This is a genomic window from Photobacterium arenosum (assembly GCF_014841115.1).
Classification (GTDB): Bacteria; Pseudomonadota; Gammaproteobacteria; order Enterobacterales; family Vibrionaceae; genus Photobacterium; species Photobacterium arenosum.
In genome coordinates this window covers 84,472-103,955 of record NZ_JACYTP010000006.1, presented here as the reverse complement: position 1 = coordinate 103,955, position 19,484 = coordinate 84,472, and the positions used below count along the sequence as shown (strand labels likewise).

The window sequence follows — 19,484 nt, the reverse complement described above, 5'->3', positions numbered from 1 at the left end:
AGATGCTCTCTCTTTTAGCTGTAAACTCTAATCAACCGGTTGGAAACAGGAGCGGCATGATTATGTACGGAAAAAATACTTCTGCCAGACGTAGAATTTCCCCAGTAGTCCCATGTGCTTGGATTTTAAAAACACCAGTCCTTTCGACTTTTTCCAGCTGTGCTGAAACCAGTGTGTCAGATAAGCATTGGCGGGCTTTTCAAAATGCATGGGTTCACCCTGATAGTTATAAAAATAGGCTACCGGGTAAAGCTGGCTGCTTTCAGTGTTGCTGAGGGCTTTCTCGATCAGGAAGTGAGTCATGATGTCAGGGCCCATATACAGCGGGGACTGATAAATGTCATTCTCATAGAATTGAATGAGTTGATTCAGAATCGTCGAGTGCGGCTCTGCATAGATAGCTGCGGTGCCCAGCAGCGCCTCCGTTTCATAACCTACTGAAAACAGACAATTGTCAAATAACGGGAAAGGATCCTGCTGGATGGTGACATCCACATCCAGATACAGTCCGCCCTCATGCTGGAGAATTTTCAATCGCAGATAATCAGTGACAAAGGCCAGCAGGCCCTTATCGTAACACTCTTTTGCAAACCGGCATTCGCTGATCCATTGCTGAAGCAGCGGATTTTTTTCAGTCCACAGGGTGTAGTCAAAACCTTGTTTTTTCCAGTCATCAATACAGACGAAGGCTAATGGTGGCATTTTATTGCCAAGCCAGATGGCGTGGATTCTTTTAATCATGAGCTCGCTTGTTCTGAAGGCGGTAAACGGTTCAGTTTATACGTGAGGTAGAAGGTATAACAACTGCCTAACATCACGTTATGGATCCACTGACCATTATTGGAAAAGAAGAATGACTCGAACAGGTTTACGGTCAGCCAGTAAACAGTAAACAGTACAGAAATCAGCAGAACCTCGTTGATACCGCGTTTCTCTGGGGCAACTTGAGTACTTCGAATGACCCATCCGAAGACAAAATACATTAACGCCAGGCCAACGATGCCGTAGGAGACCAGCAGTTCGATGTGCGAACTGTGCAGGTGCGTGAAATACTTATGGATATTGGGTGGAAAATGCGTTGCCTGTTTAATGACCGTCTCACGGGTGTTGTAGCCGCTGCCCAGCAGTGGTCTTTCTTTGATCCATTTGATGGACTCGTACCATAAATGCAGGCGCGTACCCGCACTGTTGAACGGTATTTTAGACATGTCACCATTAGTGACTATGCTGGTGGCGGTTCCCATCTCTCTTTGCACTCTGTCATGGACTAAAGGCATGCTGGCATAGGAGTAGAAGGCAAATCCTAACAGAGACAATGAACCTGCCAGAATGATCTTATTCAGCTTTTCTTTATGTAATATGGCATAAAGAACCGTGCCTATAACATAGGCTGCCAGCAAACCGACCCAAACCTGACGGGACTGGGTAGTAATCACTACGAAAACAAAGGCAATAAACAGCAGCAGCGCAGAGAAGAAAAGAGCAATATATTGAGCCTTTCTGGTCCGGACACTGAGGCACAGGTACTTCACCAGAAAGAAGGAGGAGAGCAGAAAGCCAACTCCGCTGTACATGGCCGGATACTGGGCATTGATGATATTGAAATCGATGCGAACACCCTGGAGCCCCAATTGCACCTGCTGAACAATGTCGGAATGGCTGTAAAACGCCAGCAAAATTCCCAGGCACATAGCCCACCAGATCAGGTAAACATTGTTGAGTGATCCTTTCAGCCAATAGGCAACAAAAATAAAGACAAACAGGTCAGCTAACACACCAATATGCGGGCTGGAATAGGCGAGTTCAGGTATGTCTATCAGCGAATTGGCCCAGCTGAGTATCTGAATAGCGATAGCAAAGAATAGTGCCCACAACATTTTATCTTTGGCGAACTGTTTTCTGTCGACAAATAAGGCTGCCACGGACGCCAGCAAAAAGACTGACTGAAAGATATCGCCTATTTCGCGGTAAGAGCGCTTGAACAGCACATAGCCCACAATGCAGCACAGCATCGCCAGACAAAAGCCCCGAGAGTTGATGAGTCGTTTTATTTGCGCGTTAAATTGCATCACTGATTGCTCTGAAATAGTGGGTCATATTGATAAGGCTGATTATTTTTTATTTTATGCTTTTCAGCTTTCTCATAATAGTTTCATATGTTCTGAAACCTTCGATGTACAGTTTGTGGGAGAATCCCACAGATTGTTTCTGTTTGCGGGTGGAGCCAATTGTAGTCGCAGTTTGCGAGCGTTCAAACACTGACGGATAGACATGGTAGGCATGAATGCCGTGTCGCCAGGGCTTCTCCATATAGTCGTCGACCGGCTCGATAAACAGCTGGGCATTGTCCAGGAAACTTTTTGCGGCAACCGGTGTAATGATGTAAGCGCTGGTACCGCAGGTGCCTTTTCGGTAAACACCGATTGAGTGGGTATCTGAGACAGCAAACAGGGCTTTAAATGTATTTGGCTGATGCGCTGACAGTTTAATGTAATGGTATTGTTCAATGTATGGCTGAATGTCAGCCAGCACGGAGTGAACGTCGTCAGCCAGCACGTTGACATTGTCTTCGAGGATCAATATTGGCGTATCCAGTTCAAGGCACTTTTCCCACAGGGCATAGTGACTGGCAAAACAGGCAACTTCAGCCGTGACCAATTGATAGCCTTTTCGTTTGAAGGTTAGCGCTGGTGTAGCCTTTTCACTGTGCAGGAAATGTTCAGAGTCAATGCCATCAACGGCATCAAAAAACTGGAAAGGAACCTCAGCCTGAGCCATTAACGTTTGCATGTGCTCACGGCGATGAGAAGACCGCGCTAAGCTGACAACGAAAGTTGGTATAGTCATCAAATCAATCTTTTTATACAAGTCAGCGACACCCAGAGCGAATCAGGGTGTCGCTGAAAGGTTTGTTAGAATTAGTTGTTCAGAATCGCCATATACTCAGCGACGCCTTCGGCAACGGTTTTAAACGCTTCGTTATAACCCGCGGCACGGACTTTGGTCAGATCTGCCTGAGTATAGGCCTGATAGCGGCCTTTCAGGTGCTCAGGAAACGGGACAGATTCTACCTGACCTTTACCGTGATGCTTGATGACTGCATCTGCTACGGCCTGAAAACTTTCTGCCCGGCCAGTGCCGCAGTTGAAAATGCCAGAGACGCCATTTTGCCAGAACCACAAATTCACTTTGCAAACATCGCCAACATAAATGAAGTCGCGTTTAAAGGTGTCTGACCCTTCGAATAACTTCGGCATTTCGCCTTTTGCAATTTGTTCATTCAGGTGGAAAGCCACTGATGCCATGCTGCCTTTGTGCTGCTCACGCGGGCCGTAGACGTTGAAGTAACGGAAACCGGTGATTTGTGACAGCGTTTCACCGTGCGCTTCGGCGTCTTGCCACAGGCGGCGGACATAGTTGTCAAACAGCTGCTTGGAGTAACCGTAAACGTTCAGCGCACCTTCGTAGGCTTTTTCTTCAATGAAATCACGGTCACGGCCGCCGTAGGTCGCGGCGGAAGAGGCATACAGGAACGGGATCTCGCGCTCCAGGCAGAAGTGCAGCAGCTCTTTGGAATACTCGTAATTATTGAGCATCATGTATTTGCCGTCCCACTCTGTGGTAGCAGAGCAGGCGCCTTCGTGGAAGACGGCTTCAATCGGGCCAAAGTCATCACCCGCCATGATTTGGGTGATGAAATCTTCTTTGTCCATATAATCGGCGATATCCAAATCGACCAGATTAGCGAACTTGGTACCGTCTTTGAGGTTGTCGACGACCAGAATGTCGCTATACCCTTGTTCATTGAGCGCTTTTACAATGTTGCTGCCGATCATGCCGGCGCCACCAGTCACTATAATCATGGCACTTCCAGTTTTGTCAGATGGACCCGGTAGTAAGAGGCCAGAAGCGTAGCAGAAGAACTGCACCACCGCGTCAAAATTTAGTCAGTAGTTATGATAACATCATCAGGGTTTGTTGATCTTGATTTTGACCCACATAAGATAACAAACCGAGACTGCCCAGGGCGACGCAAGTGAGAGGCTTATGAAAACCCGCGATAAAATCATTCATGCTGCATTGGAGTTGTTTAATGACGGAGGGGAACCCAACGTCACCACCAACCATATTGCGGCATATATGGGCATCAGCCCAGGCAACCTGTATTACCATTTTCGTAATAAAGAAGAGATTATACACAGTATTTTTGATGAATACGCTCAGGATTTGCGGGTTCGCTTCCAGCCGCGGGAAGAGGCGGTGTTGTCTGCTGACAGCCTGCTGCAATATCTCGATGCGGTATTTATGCTGATGTGGCGTTACCGTTTCTTCTACGCCAATCTGCCCGACATTCTCAGCCGGGATCCTGTGCTACAGCATAAGTATCTGGAAGCGCAGGAAAACCTCCATCAGGATATCATGGTGGTGATGCGCCATTTTCGTTCCTTAGGGTTGGTCACCCTGAACGATGATGATTTGCTTAGCCTGGCAACCACGCTCAAGCTGGTGGCAACCAGCTGGATCAGTTACCAGACCGCGCAGGCACCTGAGGCTAAAATTACCAAAGCTGTCATCTATCAGGGGGTGCTGCAGATGCTTTCAGTAATAAGACCTCTGACCAGTATGGAGGGGCGGGATGTCGTTCTTCAACTTGAATCACATTATTGTGATCAAGTGGAGCGGGATGTTTCATAGTTGTCGACTGAGTAGAGTTTAGCTCTTAGAATCCGGCAAACTTTGTAACATTGTGGCGAATGATTGCTAATTTAATAGTAGGTTGTTCGCTAAAAGTGGCAAATACGCCTTTACATGTTTGGAGAGCAAGATGTCAGCTGCCTTTTATCAACAGATCGCCGATCAGATTCAGGAAGTGAAAGCAGAAGGATTATACAAAAGTGAGCGTGTAATCACTTCTGCTCAGGAAGCCAATATTGCGATTGCCAGTGGTGATCAGGTATTGAATTTCTGTGCCAACAACTACCTGGGTCTGGCTAACCACCCGGCGTTGATTGAGGCTGCCAAACAAGGCATGGATGAGCACGGTTTTGGTATGGCTTCAGTGCGTTTTATCTGCGGTACGCAGGACGCACATAAAGAGCTGGAGAGTAAGCTGTCGGCCTTCTTAGGCATGGAAGACACTATCCTTTACTCTTCGTGTTTTGATGCAAATGCAGGTCTGTTCGAGACCATTCTCGGCCCTGAAGATGCCATTATTTCTGATGCGCTGAACCACGCTTCTATCATCGACGGTGTACGTCTGTGTAAAGCAAAACGCTTCCGCTACGCCAACAATGACATGGCCGAGCTGGAGCAGCAGCTGATCGCTGCCAATGAAGCCGGTGTGCGCCACAAGCTGGTTGTAACCGACGGTGTCTTCTCTATGGATGGCGTGGTAGCAAACCTGCCGGCTATCTGTGATCTGGCGGACAAGTATGATGCGCTGGTAATGGTCGATGATTCCCACGCCGTAGGCTTTATGGGTGACAATGGCCGTGGTACTCATGAATATCATGATGTGATTGATCGTATCGATATCATCACAGGTACGCTGGGTAAAGCCCTGGGCGGAGCGTCAGGCGGTTATACCGCAGGTAAGAAAGAAGTGATCGACTGGCTGCGCCAGCGTTCTCGTCCTTACCTGTTCTCTAACTCGCTGGCCCCGGCGATTGTGTCAGCCTCTATCCGCGTGCTGGATCTGCTGGCAGAAAGCAGCGATCTGCGTGCAACGCTGTGGAAAAATGCTGAGCAGTTCCGCACCCGTATGTCTGATGCCGGCTTCACGCTGGCAGGTGCCGATCATGCCATTATCCCAATCATGCTGGGTGATGCTAAAGTAGCCGCCGAGTTTGCTGAGCGTGCACTGAAAGAAGGCATTTACGTGGTGGGCTTCTCTTACCCTGTGGTGCCGAAAGGCCAGGCGCGTATCCGTACTCAGATGTCTGCCGCGCACAGCGCAGAGCAGCTGAATAATACTATCGATGCGTTTATTCGCATTGGTAAAGAGATGGGCATCATCTGATAATCACTGAATTTGCTGCAGGAGCGGTGTGATACCGCTTCTGGGCTACTTGTGGAAAGCATCATGAAAATTAAAGCATTAGCAAAACTGAAGCCAGAAGAAGGCATCTGGATGACAGAGGTCGACAAGCCTGAACTGGGCCATAACGATCTGCTGATCAAGATTAAGAAAACCGCTATCTGTGGCACTGACGTCCATATCTATAACTGGGACGAGTGGTCACAAAATACGATTCCAGTGCCTATGGTGGTGGGTCACGAATACGTGGGTGAAGTGGTCGCGATTGGCCAGGAAGTCCGTGGTTTTGACATCGGTGACCGTGTTTCCGGCGAAGGCCATATCACTTGCGGCCACTGCCGTAACTGCCGTGGCGGCCGCACCCATCTGTGCCGTAACACTATCGGTGTGGGTGTCAACCGTGAAGGGGCCTTTGCTGAGTATCTGGTGATCCCGGCGTTCAACGCATTCAAGATCCCGGACAATATTTCTGACGATCTGGCGTCGATTTTTGACCCGTTCGGCAATGCTGTGCACACTGCGCTGTCTTTCGACCTGGTAGGCGAAGATGTGCTGATCACAGGTGCCGGCCCTATCGGTATCATGGCGGCGGCGGTTGCCAAGCACGTAGGTGCCCGTCATGTCGTGATTACTGACGTGAACGAATACCGGCTGGATCTGGCCCGCAAGATGGGTGTGACCCGTGCGGTCAACGTGGCAGAGCAAAAGCTGGAAGACGTGATGGCAGAGCTGGGCATGACAGAGGGCTTCGATGTCGGTCTGGAAATGTCGGGTGTGCCTGCTGCGTTTAACAGCATGCTGTCGAGCATGAACCACGGCGGTAAGGTGGCTATGCTGGGCATTCCGCCATCGAGCATGGGTATCGACTGGACTCAGGTGATTTTCAAAGGCCTGGTGATCAAAGGTATCTATGGCCGTGAAATGTTCGAAACCTGGTACAAGATGGCGAGCCTGATTCAGTCTGGCCTGGATCTGAGCCCAATCATTACCCACCACTATAATGTGGATGACTTCCAGCAGGGCTTTGATGTCATGCGCTCCGGCCAGTCCGGTAAAGTCATTCTGAGCTGGGACTGATTTCCCCCTCAGATGCAAACAAACGGAACGGTGTGCCTCGGCACACCGTTTTTTTGTCAGCTGCCGGCGGGAAACAGCTCAGACAAGCGAACCAGGGTGACCTGTTGCTGAATTTCGGGCAGCATGGCAGTGAGTGTCGATAGTGTGATTGGGTGCGGGTGGCCTATCGCGATCACAGTGCCTTGTTTTTTCGCCTGTAAGACGGCCTGTTTCAGCTGGCGGCGGATGAAGGTTTCGGTCGGGACATGATCCAGGAAAACATGGCGGCGCAGGGCGGGAATGTGTGCCGCCTGAGCTTGCGATTGCGCGACGGACCTGGCCGTGGTGCGGCTGTCGAGAAAGGCCAGATGCTCTTGTTTCAGCACTTCCATCACCCAGCCCATCGCGGTCGGATTCTGGGTCAGGGCACTGCCCATATGATTATTGACCGCCACCGCGCCCGGCACGCGTGTCAGCGCATAGCGGAGCTTACTCTGAAGTTCTTCCTTGCTCATGGCCTCGGTCAGGGTGGTCATTTCGAGCGGCGCAGTCCTGCTCGGCTGCATCGGCATGTGGAGCAGCACGTCTCTGAATTCCCGCCGGGCCTGGTGGGCGGTCAGCTGGTCATAAGGGGTCTCGGGCAAGATGGAGACACTGATTTGTGGCGGGAGTGCTGATAACGGGGAGGGCATATGCTGATAACCCAGATCATCAATCACAATCGCCAGTCTGGCCGCTTGTGCCGGCGATGCCCAGAGCCACAGCCAGACCAGCCCTACACTGAATAACCCCTTCATTCGAACCATCCTTGTTCTGCTACCGGGTGCTGCGTGTCATAAATGCGGTTAACGGGTCAGCCAGGGCTGCGGATTGGTTGGCGTGCCTTTACGGCGGATTTCAAAATACAGTCCCGGTGATTCCTGCCCGCCGCTGTCGCCAACCAAGGCAATGGCTTCGTTACGCTGCACGGTATCACCCACTTTTTTCAGCACGGTCTGGTTATAACCGTAGAAGGTCATATCGCCTTGGCCGTGATCCACGGCAACCATCAGGCCGTAGCCGCGCAACCAGTCGGCAAAGACGACTTTCCCGCCATGTACGGCTTTTACTTCGCTGCCCACAGCTTGACCGATCACCATGCCTTTCCAGCGCAGCTCACCCTGAAGCGGGCTACCGTATGCGTGGCGAATTCTGCCCGAAACCGGCCAGGGCAATTTACCTTTGTATTTGCCCAGTCCATCCATACTGACTCTGGCCTGACGCGCCGCGTCCTCGGCCGCTTTGCGGGCTTTGGCAATTTCGGTGATCAGGCGTGATTCATTGCTTTTCAGTTCAGTTAAGTAGCGTTTATCTGCGTTCAACTGGCCCTGCAATTCCCTGACCGTGCTTTTACGCGCCTGCTGGCTGCCCAGCAGTGTCGCCCTGTCTTTTTTCAGCTGGCTAAGCAGGGTTTGCTGCTCATTACGCTGTTCGCTTAACTGATGTTTTTTGAGCTGCAGTTCGGTATCCGTGGCGGCCAGTTCATCCAGTGCATGGCTGCGAGCCTGGCTGAGATGTGAGGCGTAGATGGCCATGCGGTCTAACCGGGCAGGGTCGCTTTCGCCCAGTAAGTTGGCGAGCGGCGAGGATTTGCCCATTTTGTACTGGCTGGTGAGCAGTTCTTTCAGCAGTTCACGCTGGCCAATCTGGCGTTGTAGCAGTGCCTGCTGTTCTTTTTCCAGCTGGCTGATAGAGCGTATCAGACCGTCGACTTTTTGCTCGGCGGCGTGAATATTGCCGGCCGCTCTGGCGATGGCCAGCTCCTGTTGTTTCAGGGTTTTCTGGACATCGTTGAGCTGCTGTTTTTTATCGCTCAGCTGTTTTTGTTGCCGTGCTATTTCCTGTTTCATGCCGTCAAGCTGATTCTGGCCGTCGGCAGACACGGAGGCACTGAACGCCAGGCATAGCAAAGCGCCAGTGCCTAAGGCACTGGCGCGGAGTGTACAGATTGCACTATAAAATAATTCCCGCATGTCCGGGATTATTTCAGATCGTACAGCACCTGACCAGTCATCTCTGACGGGATTTGGAGCCCGGTCAATGACAGCATGGTTGGCGCCAGATCAGACAGCTTACCGCCGTCTTTCAGGCTGATCTGCTTGTTGCCGACATAAATCAGCGGCACAGGCAGGTTAGTGTGTGCGGTATGAATGCCCCCGGTTTCCGGGTTCACCATCATTTCAGCGTTACCGTGGTCAGCGGTGATCAGCAGCTGTCCGTCCGCTTCTTTGATGGCTTCAACTACACGGCCGATACTTTCATCAATGGCTTCACAGGCTTTCACCGCGGCATCGTAGACACCTGTGTGGCCGACCATGTCGCCGTTCGGGTAGTTACAGATGATCATATCGAATTCACCGCCTTTGATGGCCGCGACCAGCTTGTCAGTCAGCTCAGGGGCGCTCATTTCAGGCTGCAGATCATAGGTTGCCACTTTTGGTGATGCCACCAGGGCGCGGGACTCGCCGTCAAACTCGGTTTCGACACCGCCATTGAAGAAGAAGGTCACGTGAGCATATTTCTCGGTTTCAGAAATGCGCAGCTGGGTTTTGCCCTGTTTCGACAGCCATTCGCCTAAGGTGTTGGTCAGGCTTTCCGGCGGGAACGCGGATGGCAAATCGATATCTGCGGCGTATTGCGTCAGGGTCACGAAGTGCAACGCCGGGAACTGTTTGCGTTCAAAACTGCTGAAAGCTGGCAGGAAGGCACGTGAAATCTGACGGGCCCGGTCTGCACGGAAGTTCATGAAGACAACCGCATCACCGTCCTGCATGGCGGCATCAGGCTGGCCGTCGGCACGCAGCACTGTGGCTTTGACGAATTCGTCGTTTTCTTCGCGGGCATACGCAGCCTGCAGGCCTTCGACGGCAGAGGCGGCGGTGAAATCCCCTTTGGCTGCGGTCAGCAGATCATAGGCAGACTCGACGCGTTCCCAGTTGTTATCCCTGTCCATGGCGTAGTAACGGCCAACCAGAGAGGCGGTACGGCCTTTGCCCAACTGGGCAAACAGCGCGTCGAAACGTTCCAGAGAGGCTTGTGCGCTGCGCGGTGGCGTGTCGCGGCCGTCCAGGAAACAATGCAGGTAAATATGCTCAGCACCGCGTTCTGCCGCCATTTTCACAGCCGCTTCAATGTGATCTTCGTGGCTGTGAACACCGCCAGGTGACATCAGCCCCATGATGTGAACGGCTTTCCCCGCGGAGATAGCGCTGTCCATGGCTTTCACCAGCGTAGGATTATGCTGGAACTCACCGTCGGAGATGGATTTGGCAATGCGGGTCAGATCCTGATACACCACACGGCCGGCACCAATATTGGTATGGCCCACTTCTGAGTTACCCATCTGGCCATCAGGCAGGCCCACGTCCAGCCCGGAGGCCTGGATCAGGGTGTTGGCTTCATGCGCCATCAGGTTATCCAGTACCGGGGTGTTGGCGTTGGCAATCGCGTTATTTGCGGTATCTTCGCGGTATCCCCAACCGTCCAGAATCACCAGAGCCAGTGGTTTCTTAGCAGACATAAGCTGTCCTCTCCATAAATGTGAACAATCTGAAAATGTAGACCAATTACCTCAACATCCGGCTGTAATGTCGTATCAAGGCGCTCAGGTAAGTAGTCAGGTCGGTAATTTTACTACAAAATCACCGCTACTTTGTAGTTCAGATCAAACATTGCTGTAAATGGTTTGTTATCTTTACTACCTAGAATATATTCATTTCTACTGTGTAACGTAAGATCTGAGAATGCGTTTTTTTCTATTGTAGTTATAGGCGGCGCCTTGCGATGTGTGGTTATTGCGCAGAAAGCAGTGAGCCGTGACGCGTAAATGTGGCGGGTGGCTGTACATCATTCCGGCCACAGGTATACTCAGTTTCCTTAATTTTGGTTGAATCTTGCCACTGTGCGGGAATCCGGCAGGCAGTAAAGGTTAATAGAGCGAAAATCATGCAGCAATTCATAGAGTTTGTTACGAGTAATCCCATTTTGTCACTGGTCTGGGTTGGCCTGGTTCTGGCCCTGATATCTTCCATGGTGAAGCAAAAAACCGCGGGTTATGCCGTTGTCACCCCTAATCAGGCGACAGTGCTGGTCAACCGTGAAGACGGCGTGTTTGTCGATATTCGCAGCAAAGATGATTTCCAGCGTGGCCACATTGCAGGCGCACTTCACATTTTACCAAGCGAAATTAAAGCCGAGAACTTTGGACTGCTTGAAAAGTATAAGTCAGCCCCCATCATTGTGGTATGCAAAACAGGTCAGACGGCGCAGGAAAGTGCCAGCCTGCTGCACAAAGCGGGTTACGCTAAAGTTAGCCTGCTGAAGGACGGATTGATTTCCTGGAATGAGGCCAATTTGCCTCTGGTGCAGGGAAAGAAATAAGTTCTTGAACTCTCAGGTGGCTGACGGTGTCAGCTGCCCTTTATTTCAGGCCGGAAGATTCCGGTAAAAATGACAGATTTCTTAACGAAATCATCAAAAAAGGACAATAACATGGCTGAAGCAGCGACCAACGAAGCGCAACAGAACTTCCAAATCCAACGCATTTTCCTGAAAGATGTGTCTTTCGAGGCGCCAAGCTCGCCGGAAATGTTCCAGAAAGAATGGAACCCTGAAGTGAAATTGGATCTGGATACGCAGAGTCGTGAGCTGGCGGAAGGTGTGTACGAAGTCGTACTGCGTCTGACAGTCACAGTGAACAATGCGTCAGAAGCGGCGTTCCTGTGTGAAGTTCAGCAGGGCGGTATTTTCTCTGTAGCCGGTATGGAAGCGCCACAACTGGCCCATTGCCTGGGTGCATTCTGCCCGAACATCTTGTTCCCGTACGCACGTGAAACTATCTCCAGCCTGGTTGTCAAAGGCACTTTCCCGCAACTGAACCTGGCACCGGTTAACTTTGATGCCCTGTTCATGAACTACCTGCAAAGTCAGGCGGAAGGTAACCAGGAAAGCACTCAAGCCTGATTGGCGACACAGCATGACCTCAATCACTGATAACGCAATAACGATGACAGTGCTGGGTGCCGGTTCTTACGGCACCTCGCTGGCCATCTCGCTGGCCCGTAATGGCGCTAATGTCATTTTATGGGGCCATAACGCTGCGCATATGGCGCAGCTGGAAACAGATCGGGCCAACGAGGCATTTCTGCCTGGCGTGGCCTTTCCGGACTCGCTGATCCTAAGTGTGGATCTGGAAGCCGCCGTTAAAGCCAGCCGGGATTTACTGCTGGTGGTGCCCAGCCATGCTTTTGCCGATGTGCTGAAACAGATGAAGCCTTTCCTGCGTGATGATTCGCGGATCTGCTGGGCCACTAAAGGGCTGGAGCCGGAAACCGGACGTTTGCTGCAGGATGTCGCCCATGAGATTCTGGGCGAGGGGGTGCCTCTGGCTGTCCTCTCCGGGCCGACGTTCGCGAAAGAGCTGGCCGCCGGTTTGCCCACCGCGATAGCGGTGTCGTCACCGGATGCCGGGTTTGTTAAAGATCTGCAGGATAAAATTCACTGCGATAAAAGCTTCCGGGTCTACAGCAATAACGATTTTATCGGTATGCAGCTGGGTGGCGCGGTGAAGAATGTGATTGCTATCGGTGCCGGAATGTCAGACGGGATTGGTTATGGTGCCAATGCCCGCACCGCTCTGATCACCCGCGGACTGGCCGAGATGTGCCGTCTGGGTGCGGCGCTGGGTGCTCAGCCGGAAACCTTTATGGGTATGGCCGGGCTGGGCGATCTGGTGCTGACCTGTACCGACAACCAGTCGCGCAACCGCCGTTTTGGCTTGGCACTGGGGCAGGGAAAACAGGTTGATGAAGCGCAGCACAGTATCGGCCAGGTGGTTGAGGGGTATCGTAATACCAAAGAAGTCTGGGTTCTTGCCCAGCGTTTTGGTGTGGATATGCCGATCACCGAGCAGATTTATCAGGTGCTTTATCAGGGTAAAGATGCGCGCGAGGCCGCCAGAGATCTGCTGGCACGGGCCAAGAAAGACGAGTGAGCGGCTGGAAAAGTTGCCTTACCGGAACAACACAGCGCGGGCAAAAAAGCCCGCGTTGTTTTTTTTTCTGAGAAGTTTAAAGTTATAACCATTATCAGCAGTCGATACTCATCAGGTGAGTAGGGTGCAGGCTATGGTGCAAACACATAAAGGATATACAGGGGACGACGTGAGGGAGTGTCAACAGCAAGCCGTCTGGGAGACGATCAAGCAAGAGGCCAAGGTGCTGACTGAGCAGGAGCCCATGCTGGCCAGTTTTTACCATGCCACCATCATTAAGCACGATAATCTGGGTGCCGCACTCAGCTATATACTGGCGAACAAGCTGGCTACCCCTTCCATGCCTGCAATGGCAGTGCGGGAAGTGGTGGAAGAGGCGTATGTTGCGGACAGTATGCTGACGGAATCGGCCGCGTGCGATATTCGCGCCGTCGTTGACCGTGACCCTGCTATCAACAAATTTTCTGTGCCGCTTCTGTATCTGAAGGGCTTTCACGCTTTGCAGGGCTATCGTGTTGCCAACTGGTTGTGGAAGCAAAAGCGCGAAGCACTGGCCATTTATCTGCAAAATCAAATCTCAGTGACTTGTCAGGTGGATGTGCATCCGGCGGCCCGCATCGGCCAGGGCATCATGTTTGACCACGCTACAGGTATCGTGATTGGTGAGACGGCAATTATCGAAAACGATGTGTCTATCTTGCAGGATGTGACGCTGGGCGGGACAGGCAAAGAGTGCGGCGACCGTCACCCTAAAATACGTGAAGGGGTGATGATAGGCGCCGGTGCCAAAGTGCTGGGGAATATTGAAGTGGGTGAAGGGGCCAAGATCGGTTCGGGCTCAGTGGTGCTGGCACCTGTGCCGCCTCATACCACAGTGGCCGGAGTACCGGCGAAAATTGTCGGCCGTCCGAGCAGCGACAAACCTTCCATGGATATGGATCAGCAGTTCAATGGCATTTACCAGACTTTTATTGCCGGTGACGGTATCTGAGTGCCGATTGCCTTCAATATCTCAACGTGAAAAAGGGGTCGGTAGACCCCTTTTTTTGTCTTGCTGCCCGGGCTATCTGGCTCCGGCAAAATCAAACTGGCGCCAGGCCTCATAGGCAATGATGGCGGCTGCGTTGGAGAGATTCAGGCTGCGGCTGTCCGGATGCATAGGGATGCGCAGCCGCTGCGCCTGGGGCAGGCTTTCAATGACAGCTGCCGGCAGGCCGCGGGTTTCCGGGCCGAACAACAGTATGTCGCCGTCCTGAAACCGGGCCTGGGTGTGGTACTGGGTGGCTTTGGTGGTGCAGGCAAACAGGCGGCGACCGGCAGTGGCGGCCAGGAAAGCCTCAAAGTTGGCGTGACGATGCACATGGGCCAGATCGTGGTAATCCAGACCGGCACGGCGTAATTTTTTTTCTTCCAGATCAAAGCCTAACGGCTCAATCAGATGCAGATGCGCACCGCAATTGGCGCACAGGCGAATAATGTTGCCCGTATTGGGCGCAATTTCAGGTTCGTACAGGGCGATATCAAACATGGTCAGGCTACAACAGCGGCAAAAACACTATTGTAGCCTGCATTCATAGCCCGGAACCAGTGCTGAGCGCTGCCCAGGAAAACAATGTGTTGGTCATCAGAATCAGCCCGACGGCCAGCAGGACACCAAACACCAGCTTGCTGAAGTGCGCCTGATCGATACTGTGGTGCAGCCGGTTACCGATACATGCCCCTATACCGACACAGGGTGCCAGCCAGAGCAAGGTTTCCCGGTAGGGTGCCAGTTCGCCGGCCTGGATAAAATACAGGGTCAGACAACCATTGAGGCTGAGCCAGACCGTCAGCAAGGTTGCCCTGAACTGGGTTTTATCCAGCGAGGTGCGGGCCAGCGCATAAACCAGCAGCGGGCCGCCGGACGCGAACAGGCCGTGGGTGATCCCGGCCGCCGTGATGGTGGAGTGCCGCCGCAGTGAAGGCATCTCAACCGCTGCTGGTTGCAGCAGGGCTCGGGCGGCGAACCAGATGATCAGGCCGGCAAACAGGGTTTTGCTCAGCAGTTCGGGGACATAGGGGGTCAGCCCGACGCCGACGGCTGTGCCGACCAGCATCATGGGCAACACGGAACGCAGCAGGAATGAAACCTGTATGTGCTGTCTGAGCTTCCAGACCAGCGGCGCCGTCATCAGCAGATTCAGCGGCACCAGAATATGAACCAGTGATGCCAGATCCATGACCAGCGCCCCCAGCGCCAGCGCCAGCACTATACTGCCAAATCCCGTCATGGCTTCAATACCAAAGGCCAGAATAATCGCCAGGCCCAGCCACACCAGTGTCATGGTTTGACCTCAAGCTCAGTGGCAAATTTCCGGCTCATCAGGTGCAGAAAAACCCGCGGCAGCAAACGGTACAGCAGGCTGGAAAAATGGGTAAAGGCATCCGGGAACAGCCGTTGTTTGTCTTGCCTGATGGCAGTGACAATCTGCTCGGCCATCCACGAACTGGGGCGTATTTTACCGACCATAGAGCGTTGATGGCGACTGCGGCCCCCGTCGCCATTGAGGGCGTTGCGCTCTATGGGGGTATCGAGAAAGCTCGGGTAGACCATCAGAACTGTCACGCCGTCGCTGTGCATTTCAGCCCGGAAAGTTTCAAAATACTGGTGCAGGGCTGATTTAGAGGCGCAGTAACCGGCCCGGCCCAAAACAGGCATCCAGCCTGCCATCGAGCTGATGTTGACCACTTTGGCCTGGTGTTGCACCAGCAGCGGCAGCAGCCCCTGGGTCAGGCGGACCGGCGCGAAGAAGTTCACCGCCATGACTTTTTCTATCACTGCCGGTTGCGTAATACGGGACAGCGAGCGGTGGGTAATACCGGCATTGTTGATCAGCAGCGCAATCTCAGGCTCGCGCTGCCGGATATCAGTAATCAGCGTGTCTATGGCATGGCTGTCAGCCAGATCGCAGACAAAAAAACGGCTGTCTTCCAGCGTGGCGGCCAGTTCAGTCAGCTTATCCTGGTCCCTGTCTATCAGATACAGCCGGTAGCCATATGACAGACGAATCGCCAGATCGCGGCCCAGCCCTGAGGCGGCGCCGGTGAGGATGGCGACAGGTTTGTGCTCAGTCATGCTGGCACCCCCTGGCCGGGATCAACCCTTGCTGGCTGGCATAATATTCGAACACCTCCAGCGAGGTTTTCTTCGGGATATAGCCAAAATCAAATTTCAGCGCGTAGTTTGCCAGTACGGGGCGATAGCGAAGAAAGTCCAGTTGCTCGGGGCCGTATTGGGTCATACGCAGCAGCTTGCCAATGCGCAGGGCGGTTTTCAGCAGCCAGGCCGGCAAGTCCCGGGTGTCTTTACCGAGAATATCGGCGATTTGGTGAACGCTGAGGGCGCCGTCTCCCGCCAGATTAAATTGCCCCGATTTACTATGGCTGACCCCCTCGGTGATGATATCGACGACGTCCTGATCCCAGATGAAGACAAACGGCGACGGCGAGCCTTTAACGGCCAGTAACTTGTCTTTGCGAAACAGGTCAGTGATCAGATTGTTGGTCTCAGCGCCCAGCACAGTGCCCGGGCGCAGGATCAGCTGCTGCAGTTCCGGGTAGGCGACGCGGTATGCGGCCAGCATCTCTTCCACCAGTCGTTTGTGGTAGCTGTAGGAAAAATGCCGGTTCCCCCGCAGCGGGTCGGATTCACGCAGCCACTCTGCATTGTCGGCATGATAGCCGTAAGCGGCGCCGCTGCTGGTCACTGTCAGGTGGGCGACCTGGCTGGTGATACAGGCTTTGAGCAGATTTTCCGTCCCGTTGACATCAATGTCATAGTCTCTTTGCCTGTCACGGGATGGCTGCACAATACTGGCCAGATGGATGACATGGCTGATGTGGTGACGTCCGATGAAATCGCTCAGCGCGGCAGAACGAATGTCCATTTTCTGGTAGGTGACGCCCTCAGGCTGAGCATCATGAATATCAATACCAAATACCTCGGCGTGCTGGGCGAGGCGTACACTGAGCTGCCGGCCCAGATAGCCCTGGCAGCCGGTGATTAAAATTCGCTGTGTCATAAGGTCCCTTTATGCTGTTCGCGAGTGGATGAAACAGGTGAGGTGAGGGCAGCGCGGCGGTTATCCAGCCGGTGCCAGCAGTAGCACAGTCCCATGCCACTGATCAGATGCCAGATCCCCCAGCCAGCGGCAATAATGGCCATACCGGTCAGATCGCCGAAAAAGGTGAAAATGATGCCCAGTCCCAGGCCGGAGTTCTGCAGGCCGACTTCCAGTGTGATCGCCCGGCGATCAGCAACCGGCAACTTCATGACCCAGGCACAGAGCCAGCCGATGGCCAGCGCCAGAGCATTGTGGAAGATAACGGCCAGCAGGAAGACACTGGCGCCGGCGATAAAGCGCGGCCAGTTAGTGATCAGCGCGATAGCCACAAAACCGAACAGGGTGAGCAGCGAGATGATGCGGAAAAAGGGTTCGCTGCGTTTGGCAAAGCCGGGGGCCATCTGGCTGCAGAACAGTCCGAGCGTCAGCGGTAACGCCAGCACCAATGCCACCACAATAAACAGGCTCTCCGGTGGTACGGCAATTTGCTTCAGTAACTGGGCGGTGTGCGGGTTCATGCTGGCATAAAACATGAAATTAAAGGGGGTCATGAAGGCCGCGGCGACACTGGCGATTCCAGTCATACTGATGGACATGGCCGTGTTGCCTTTGGCCAGATAGGTGACGATATTGGAAAAGCTGCCGCCGGGGCAACTGGCGACCAGGATTAATCCCAGCGCCACTTCGGCGGGCATGGGCACCAGCAGGGTGAGCAGCCAGGTCAGTGCCGGCATCAGCACAAACTGGGCAGCCAGCCCGGTCAGGGGGCCTTTGGGCTGGCGAACAACCTGGCGGAAGTCGGCCGGTTTGAGACTCAGGGCGATGCCAAACATCATCATCGCCAGAATCAGATTCAGTAACAGCAGGCTAGTGCTCGACATTCAGCTCTCCCATTGCAGCTGGCGAATTTCGTGGTTCAGCGCCGCCAGATAATCGGCTTTGTGTACATAGTAGGCCATGCGTTCCAGGTTCAGGTACGCAATACCGCCATCAATTCTGCGGCTGGCCTGCTGGCGGACTTTGTGCATGAATTTTTCTGCTGCGGCCGGTTTCTCATGGCGGGCCCGGATAAAACGGGCCACCAGCTGAGCCTGATCATCGCGTCCCTGCCAGCCAAGACCTGAGGCTTCTACCATCCCCATCACAAACAGGTTGTCATGCTGTGGCGTGAAAATATTAAGGTACAGGCCAGGTGCATCACCGTTCCAGTTAAGGTGCTGGCGGTCAATAAAGGGGTAATGCAGAGAGTAGCCGGTGGCCTCAAGGATCAGATCATACTCTGCTTCCTGCCCGTCCTGAAAACGCGCACCAGTCGGCAACAGTTGCTCAATCGACGGGCGCACAGTGATATCACCGTGCCCTATGTGGTGCAGGAACATGGAATTGACCACAGGGTGGGATTCATACATACGGTAGTCGGGATCTGGCAGGCCAAACTGGCTGGGTTTGCCGGAGATCAGCCGGACCAGGGTGCCGTCGACCATTTGCTTCAGCCGGTTCGGCAAGCGCACTTTGCCACCCAGGGTATCTGTGGGTATGCCCGCCACAAATTTGGGCAGGAAGTAATACCCGCGGCGGATCACCATATCAACCGAGCGGGCGCGGTGCACGGCATCCACCGCAATGTCGCAGGCACTGTTACCACAGCCGACAATCAGTACACGTTTTCCGGCAAAGACCTCGGCGCTTTTATAATCGCTGCTGTGAAATTGCTCACCCTGGAAGTCACCACCAAAGTTGCCCCGTCTGGGGTGATGTAGCGTACCATTGGCCAGCAATACCCCGGATGCCATCAGGGTAAAGGTCTCACCATGCTGACGGTAAGTGACCAGCCAGTTGCCCTGGCAAGGTTCCACCTTTTCCACCCAGGCATGGAAACGATAGTGACCATACAGATTAAAGTGCCGTGCATAATCCTGAAAATAGCGACAAAGCTGATCATGTTTCGGGTAGGTGGCCACATGATCCGCCATGGGAAAATCAGAGAATTCTGTCATTCGCTTGGAGGAAATCAGGTGAGCCGATTGGTACATGGTACTGGTCGGGCTGCTGATGTCCCACAGTCCGCCGACATCGGCATGGGCTTCCAGCCCGATGACAGGCAATCCTTGTTCGGCCAGGCGGCGCACTGTGCACAGGCCCATAGGCCCGGCTCCAATCACAACGTAGGGATGCATACTGAATGACTCTCTGTTTAGGTCCTGAATACTATCATTAACTTTTTGTTAACACTTTGCTATGGCCCAGACGGGACGTG

20 protein-coding genes are annotated in these 19,484 nt (G+C 53.2%); 7 read left to right on the top strand and 13 right to left on the bottom strand.

Annotation, left to right across the window (positions count from 1 at the left end):
* Positions 1–60: 60 nt before the first annotated feature.
* From IFO68_RS11375 to rfaD, 4 genes are all read right to left on the bottom strand, one after another.
* A complete protein-coding gene (locus IFO68_RS11375; RefSeq protein WP_192015987.1) occupies positions 61–741 on the bottom strand; it encodes a glycosyltransferase family 32 protein in 681 nt (226 codons plus the stop codon).
* Complete coding sequence (locus IFO68_RS11370) at positions 738–2,069, bottom strand: O-antigen ligase family protein (protein WP_225445196.1); 1,332 nt, start codon at positions 2,067–2,069, stop codon at positions 738–740. Before IFO68_RS11370 ends, IFO68_RS11375 begins: the two co-directional genes overlap by 4 nt.
* A 49-nt stretch (positions 2,070–2,118) precedes the next feature.
* Positions 2,119–2,847, bottom strand: coding sequence for a glycosyltransferase family 25 protein (locus IFO68_RS11365; protein ID WP_225445186.1), 729 nt, complete (start codon positions 2,845–2,847; stop codon positions 2,119–2,121).
* A 71-nt stretch (positions 2,848–2,918) separates the two neighbouring features.
* Positions 2,919–3,863 carry an ADP-glyceromanno-heptose 6-epimerase gene (gene rfaD / locus IFO68_RS11360; protein ID WP_192015985.1) on the bottom strand — a complete coding sequence of 315 codons (945 nt, stop codon included), beginning with the start codon at positions 3,861–3,863 and terminating at the stop codon, positions 2,919–2,921.
* 184 nt (positions 3,864–4,047) lie between these two features.
* Between rfaD and IFO68_RS11355 the strand changes: the two genes are divergently transcribed.
* From IFO68_RS11355 to tdh, 3 genes are all read left to right on the top strand, one after another.
* The gene (locus tag IFO68_RS11355) at positions 4,048–4,695 is read left to right on the top strand and encodes a TetR/AcrR family transcriptional regulator (protein ID WP_192015984.1); all 648 of its coding nucleotides are present in this window, start codon (positions 4,048–4,050) and stop codon (positions 4,693–4,695) included.
* A 130-nt stretch (positions 4,696–4,825) separates the two neighbouring features.
* Entirely contained in the window at positions 4,826–6,019 is a 1,194-nt protein-coding gene (locus IFO68_RS11350) for a glycine C-acetyltransferase (protein WP_192015983.1), read from the top strand.
* 63 nt (positions 6,020–6,082) lie between these two features.
* Positions 6,083–7,114, top strand: a complete 1,032-nt coding sequence (gene tdh, locus IFO68_RS11345; RefSeq protein ID WP_027250583.1) for an L-threonine 3-dehydrogenase — start codon at positions 6,083–6,085, stop codon at positions 7,112–7,114.
* A 56-nt stretch (positions 7,115–7,170) separates the two neighbouring features.
* Here tdh and IFO68_RS11340 read toward each other — a convergent pair whose 3' ends face one another.
* From IFO68_RS11340 to gpmM, 3 genes are read right to left on the bottom strand one after another with little or no spacing between them, the layout of a single operon-like run.
* Positions 7,171–7,890, bottom strand: a complete 720-nt coding sequence (locus IFO68_RS11340) for a divergent polysaccharide deacetylase family protein (RefSeq protein WP_192015982.1) — start codon at positions 7,888–7,890, stop codon at positions 7,171–7,173.
* A 48-nt stretch (positions 7,891–7,938) separates the two neighbouring features.
* Positions 7,939–9,105, bottom strand: coding sequence for a peptidoglycan DD-metalloendopeptidase family protein (locus IFO68_RS11335; protein ID WP_192015981.1), 1,167 nt, complete (start codon positions 9,103–9,105; stop codon positions 7,939–7,941).
* Between the two features lie 8 nt (positions 9,106–9,113).
* Positions 9,114–10,652 (bottom strand): 2,3-bisphosphoglycerate-independent phosphoglycerate mutase, encoded by a 1,539-nt coding sequence (gpmM, locus tag IFO68_RS11330; protein WP_192015980.1) that lies wholly within the window; start codon positions 10,650–10,652, stop codon positions 9,114–9,116.
* Positions 10,653–11,077: 425 nt separating this feature from the next.
* Between gpmM and IFO68_RS11325 the strand changes: the two genes are divergently transcribed.
* The 4 genes from IFO68_RS11325 (at position 11,078) to cysE (ending at position 14,115) form a co-directional block, all read left to right on the top strand.
* On the top strand, positions 11,078–11,512 hold the full coding sequence (locus tag IFO68_RS11325; protein WP_192015979.1) for a rhodanese-like domain-containing protein: 435 nt from the start codon (positions 11,078–11,080) through the stop codon (positions 11,510–11,512).
* A 111-nt stretch (positions 11,513–11,623) separates the two neighbouring features.
* Complete coding sequence (secB, locus tag IFO68_RS11320) at positions 11,624–12,094, top strand: protein-export chaperone SecB (RefSeq protein WP_027250588.1); 471 nt, start codon at positions 11,624–11,626, stop codon at positions 12,092–12,094.
* A 13-nt stretch (positions 12,095–12,107) separates the two neighbouring features.
* Positions 12,108–13,124 (top strand): NAD(P)H-dependent glycerol-3-phosphate dehydrogenase, encoded by a 1,017-nt coding sequence (gpsA, locus tag IFO68_RS11315; protein WP_311567646.1) that lies wholly within the window; start codon positions 12,108–12,110, stop codon positions 13,122–13,124.
* 133 nt (positions 13,125–13,257) lie between these two features.
* A complete protein-coding gene (gene cysE / locus IFO68_RS11310; RefSeq protein WP_225445185.1) occupies positions 13,258–14,115 on the top strand; it encodes a serine O-acetyltransferase in 858 nt (285 codons plus the stop codon).
* 72 nt (positions 14,116–14,187) lie between these two features.
* Here cysE and trmL read toward each other — a convergent pair whose 3' ends face one another.
* Genes trmL through IFO68_RS11280 form a run of 6 tightly spaced genes read right to left on the bottom strand, consistent with a single transcriptional unit; the run spans position 14,188 to position 19,404 of the window.
* Positions 14,188–14,652 (bottom strand): tRNA (uridine(34)/cytosine(34)/5-carboxymethylaminomethyluridine(34)-2'-O)-methyltransferase TrmL, encoded by a 465-nt coding sequence (trmL, locus tag IFO68_RS11305; RefSeq protein ID WP_192015978.1) that lies wholly within the window; start codon positions 14,650–14,652, stop codon positions 14,188–14,190.
* Between the two features lie 43 nt (positions 14,653–14,695).
* Positions 14,696–15,448 carry a sulfite exporter TauE/SafE family protein gene (locus tag IFO68_RS11300; protein WP_192015977.1) on the bottom strand — a complete coding sequence of 251 codons (753 nt, stop codon included), beginning with the start codon at positions 15,446–15,448 and terminating at the stop codon, positions 14,696–14,698.
* Positions 15,445–16,239 carry an SDR family NAD(P)-dependent oxidoreductase gene (locus IFO68_RS11295; RefSeq protein ID WP_192015976.1) on the bottom strand — a complete coding sequence of 265 codons (795 nt, stop codon included), beginning with the start codon at positions 16,237–16,239 and terminating at the stop codon, positions 15,445–15,447. Before IFO68_RS11295 ends, IFO68_RS11300 begins: the two co-directional genes overlap by 4 nt.
* Positions 16,232–17,185 carry an SDR family oxidoreductase gene (locus IFO68_RS11290; protein ID WP_192015975.1) on the bottom strand — a complete coding sequence of 318 codons (954 nt, stop codon included), beginning with the start codon at positions 17,183–17,185 and terminating at the stop codon, positions 16,232–16,234. The genes IFO68_RS11295 and IFO68_RS11290 overlap by 8 nt, the downstream gene beginning before the upstream one ends.
* Entirely contained in the window at positions 17,182–18,108 is a 927-nt protein-coding gene (locus tag IFO68_RS11285) for a bile acid:sodium symporter family protein (RefSeq protein ID WP_192015974.1), read from the bottom strand. Before IFO68_RS11285 ends, IFO68_RS11290 begins: the two co-directional genes overlap by 4 nt.
* Positions 18,109–19,404: a flavin-containing monooxygenase gene (locus IFO68_RS11280; RefSeq protein ID WP_192015973.1), complete on the bottom strand. Its 1,296-nt coding sequence runs from the start codon at positions 19,402–19,404 to the stop codon at positions 18,109–18,111. It abuts the gene before it with no gap.
* Positions 19,405–19,484 lie beyond the last annotated feature (80 nt).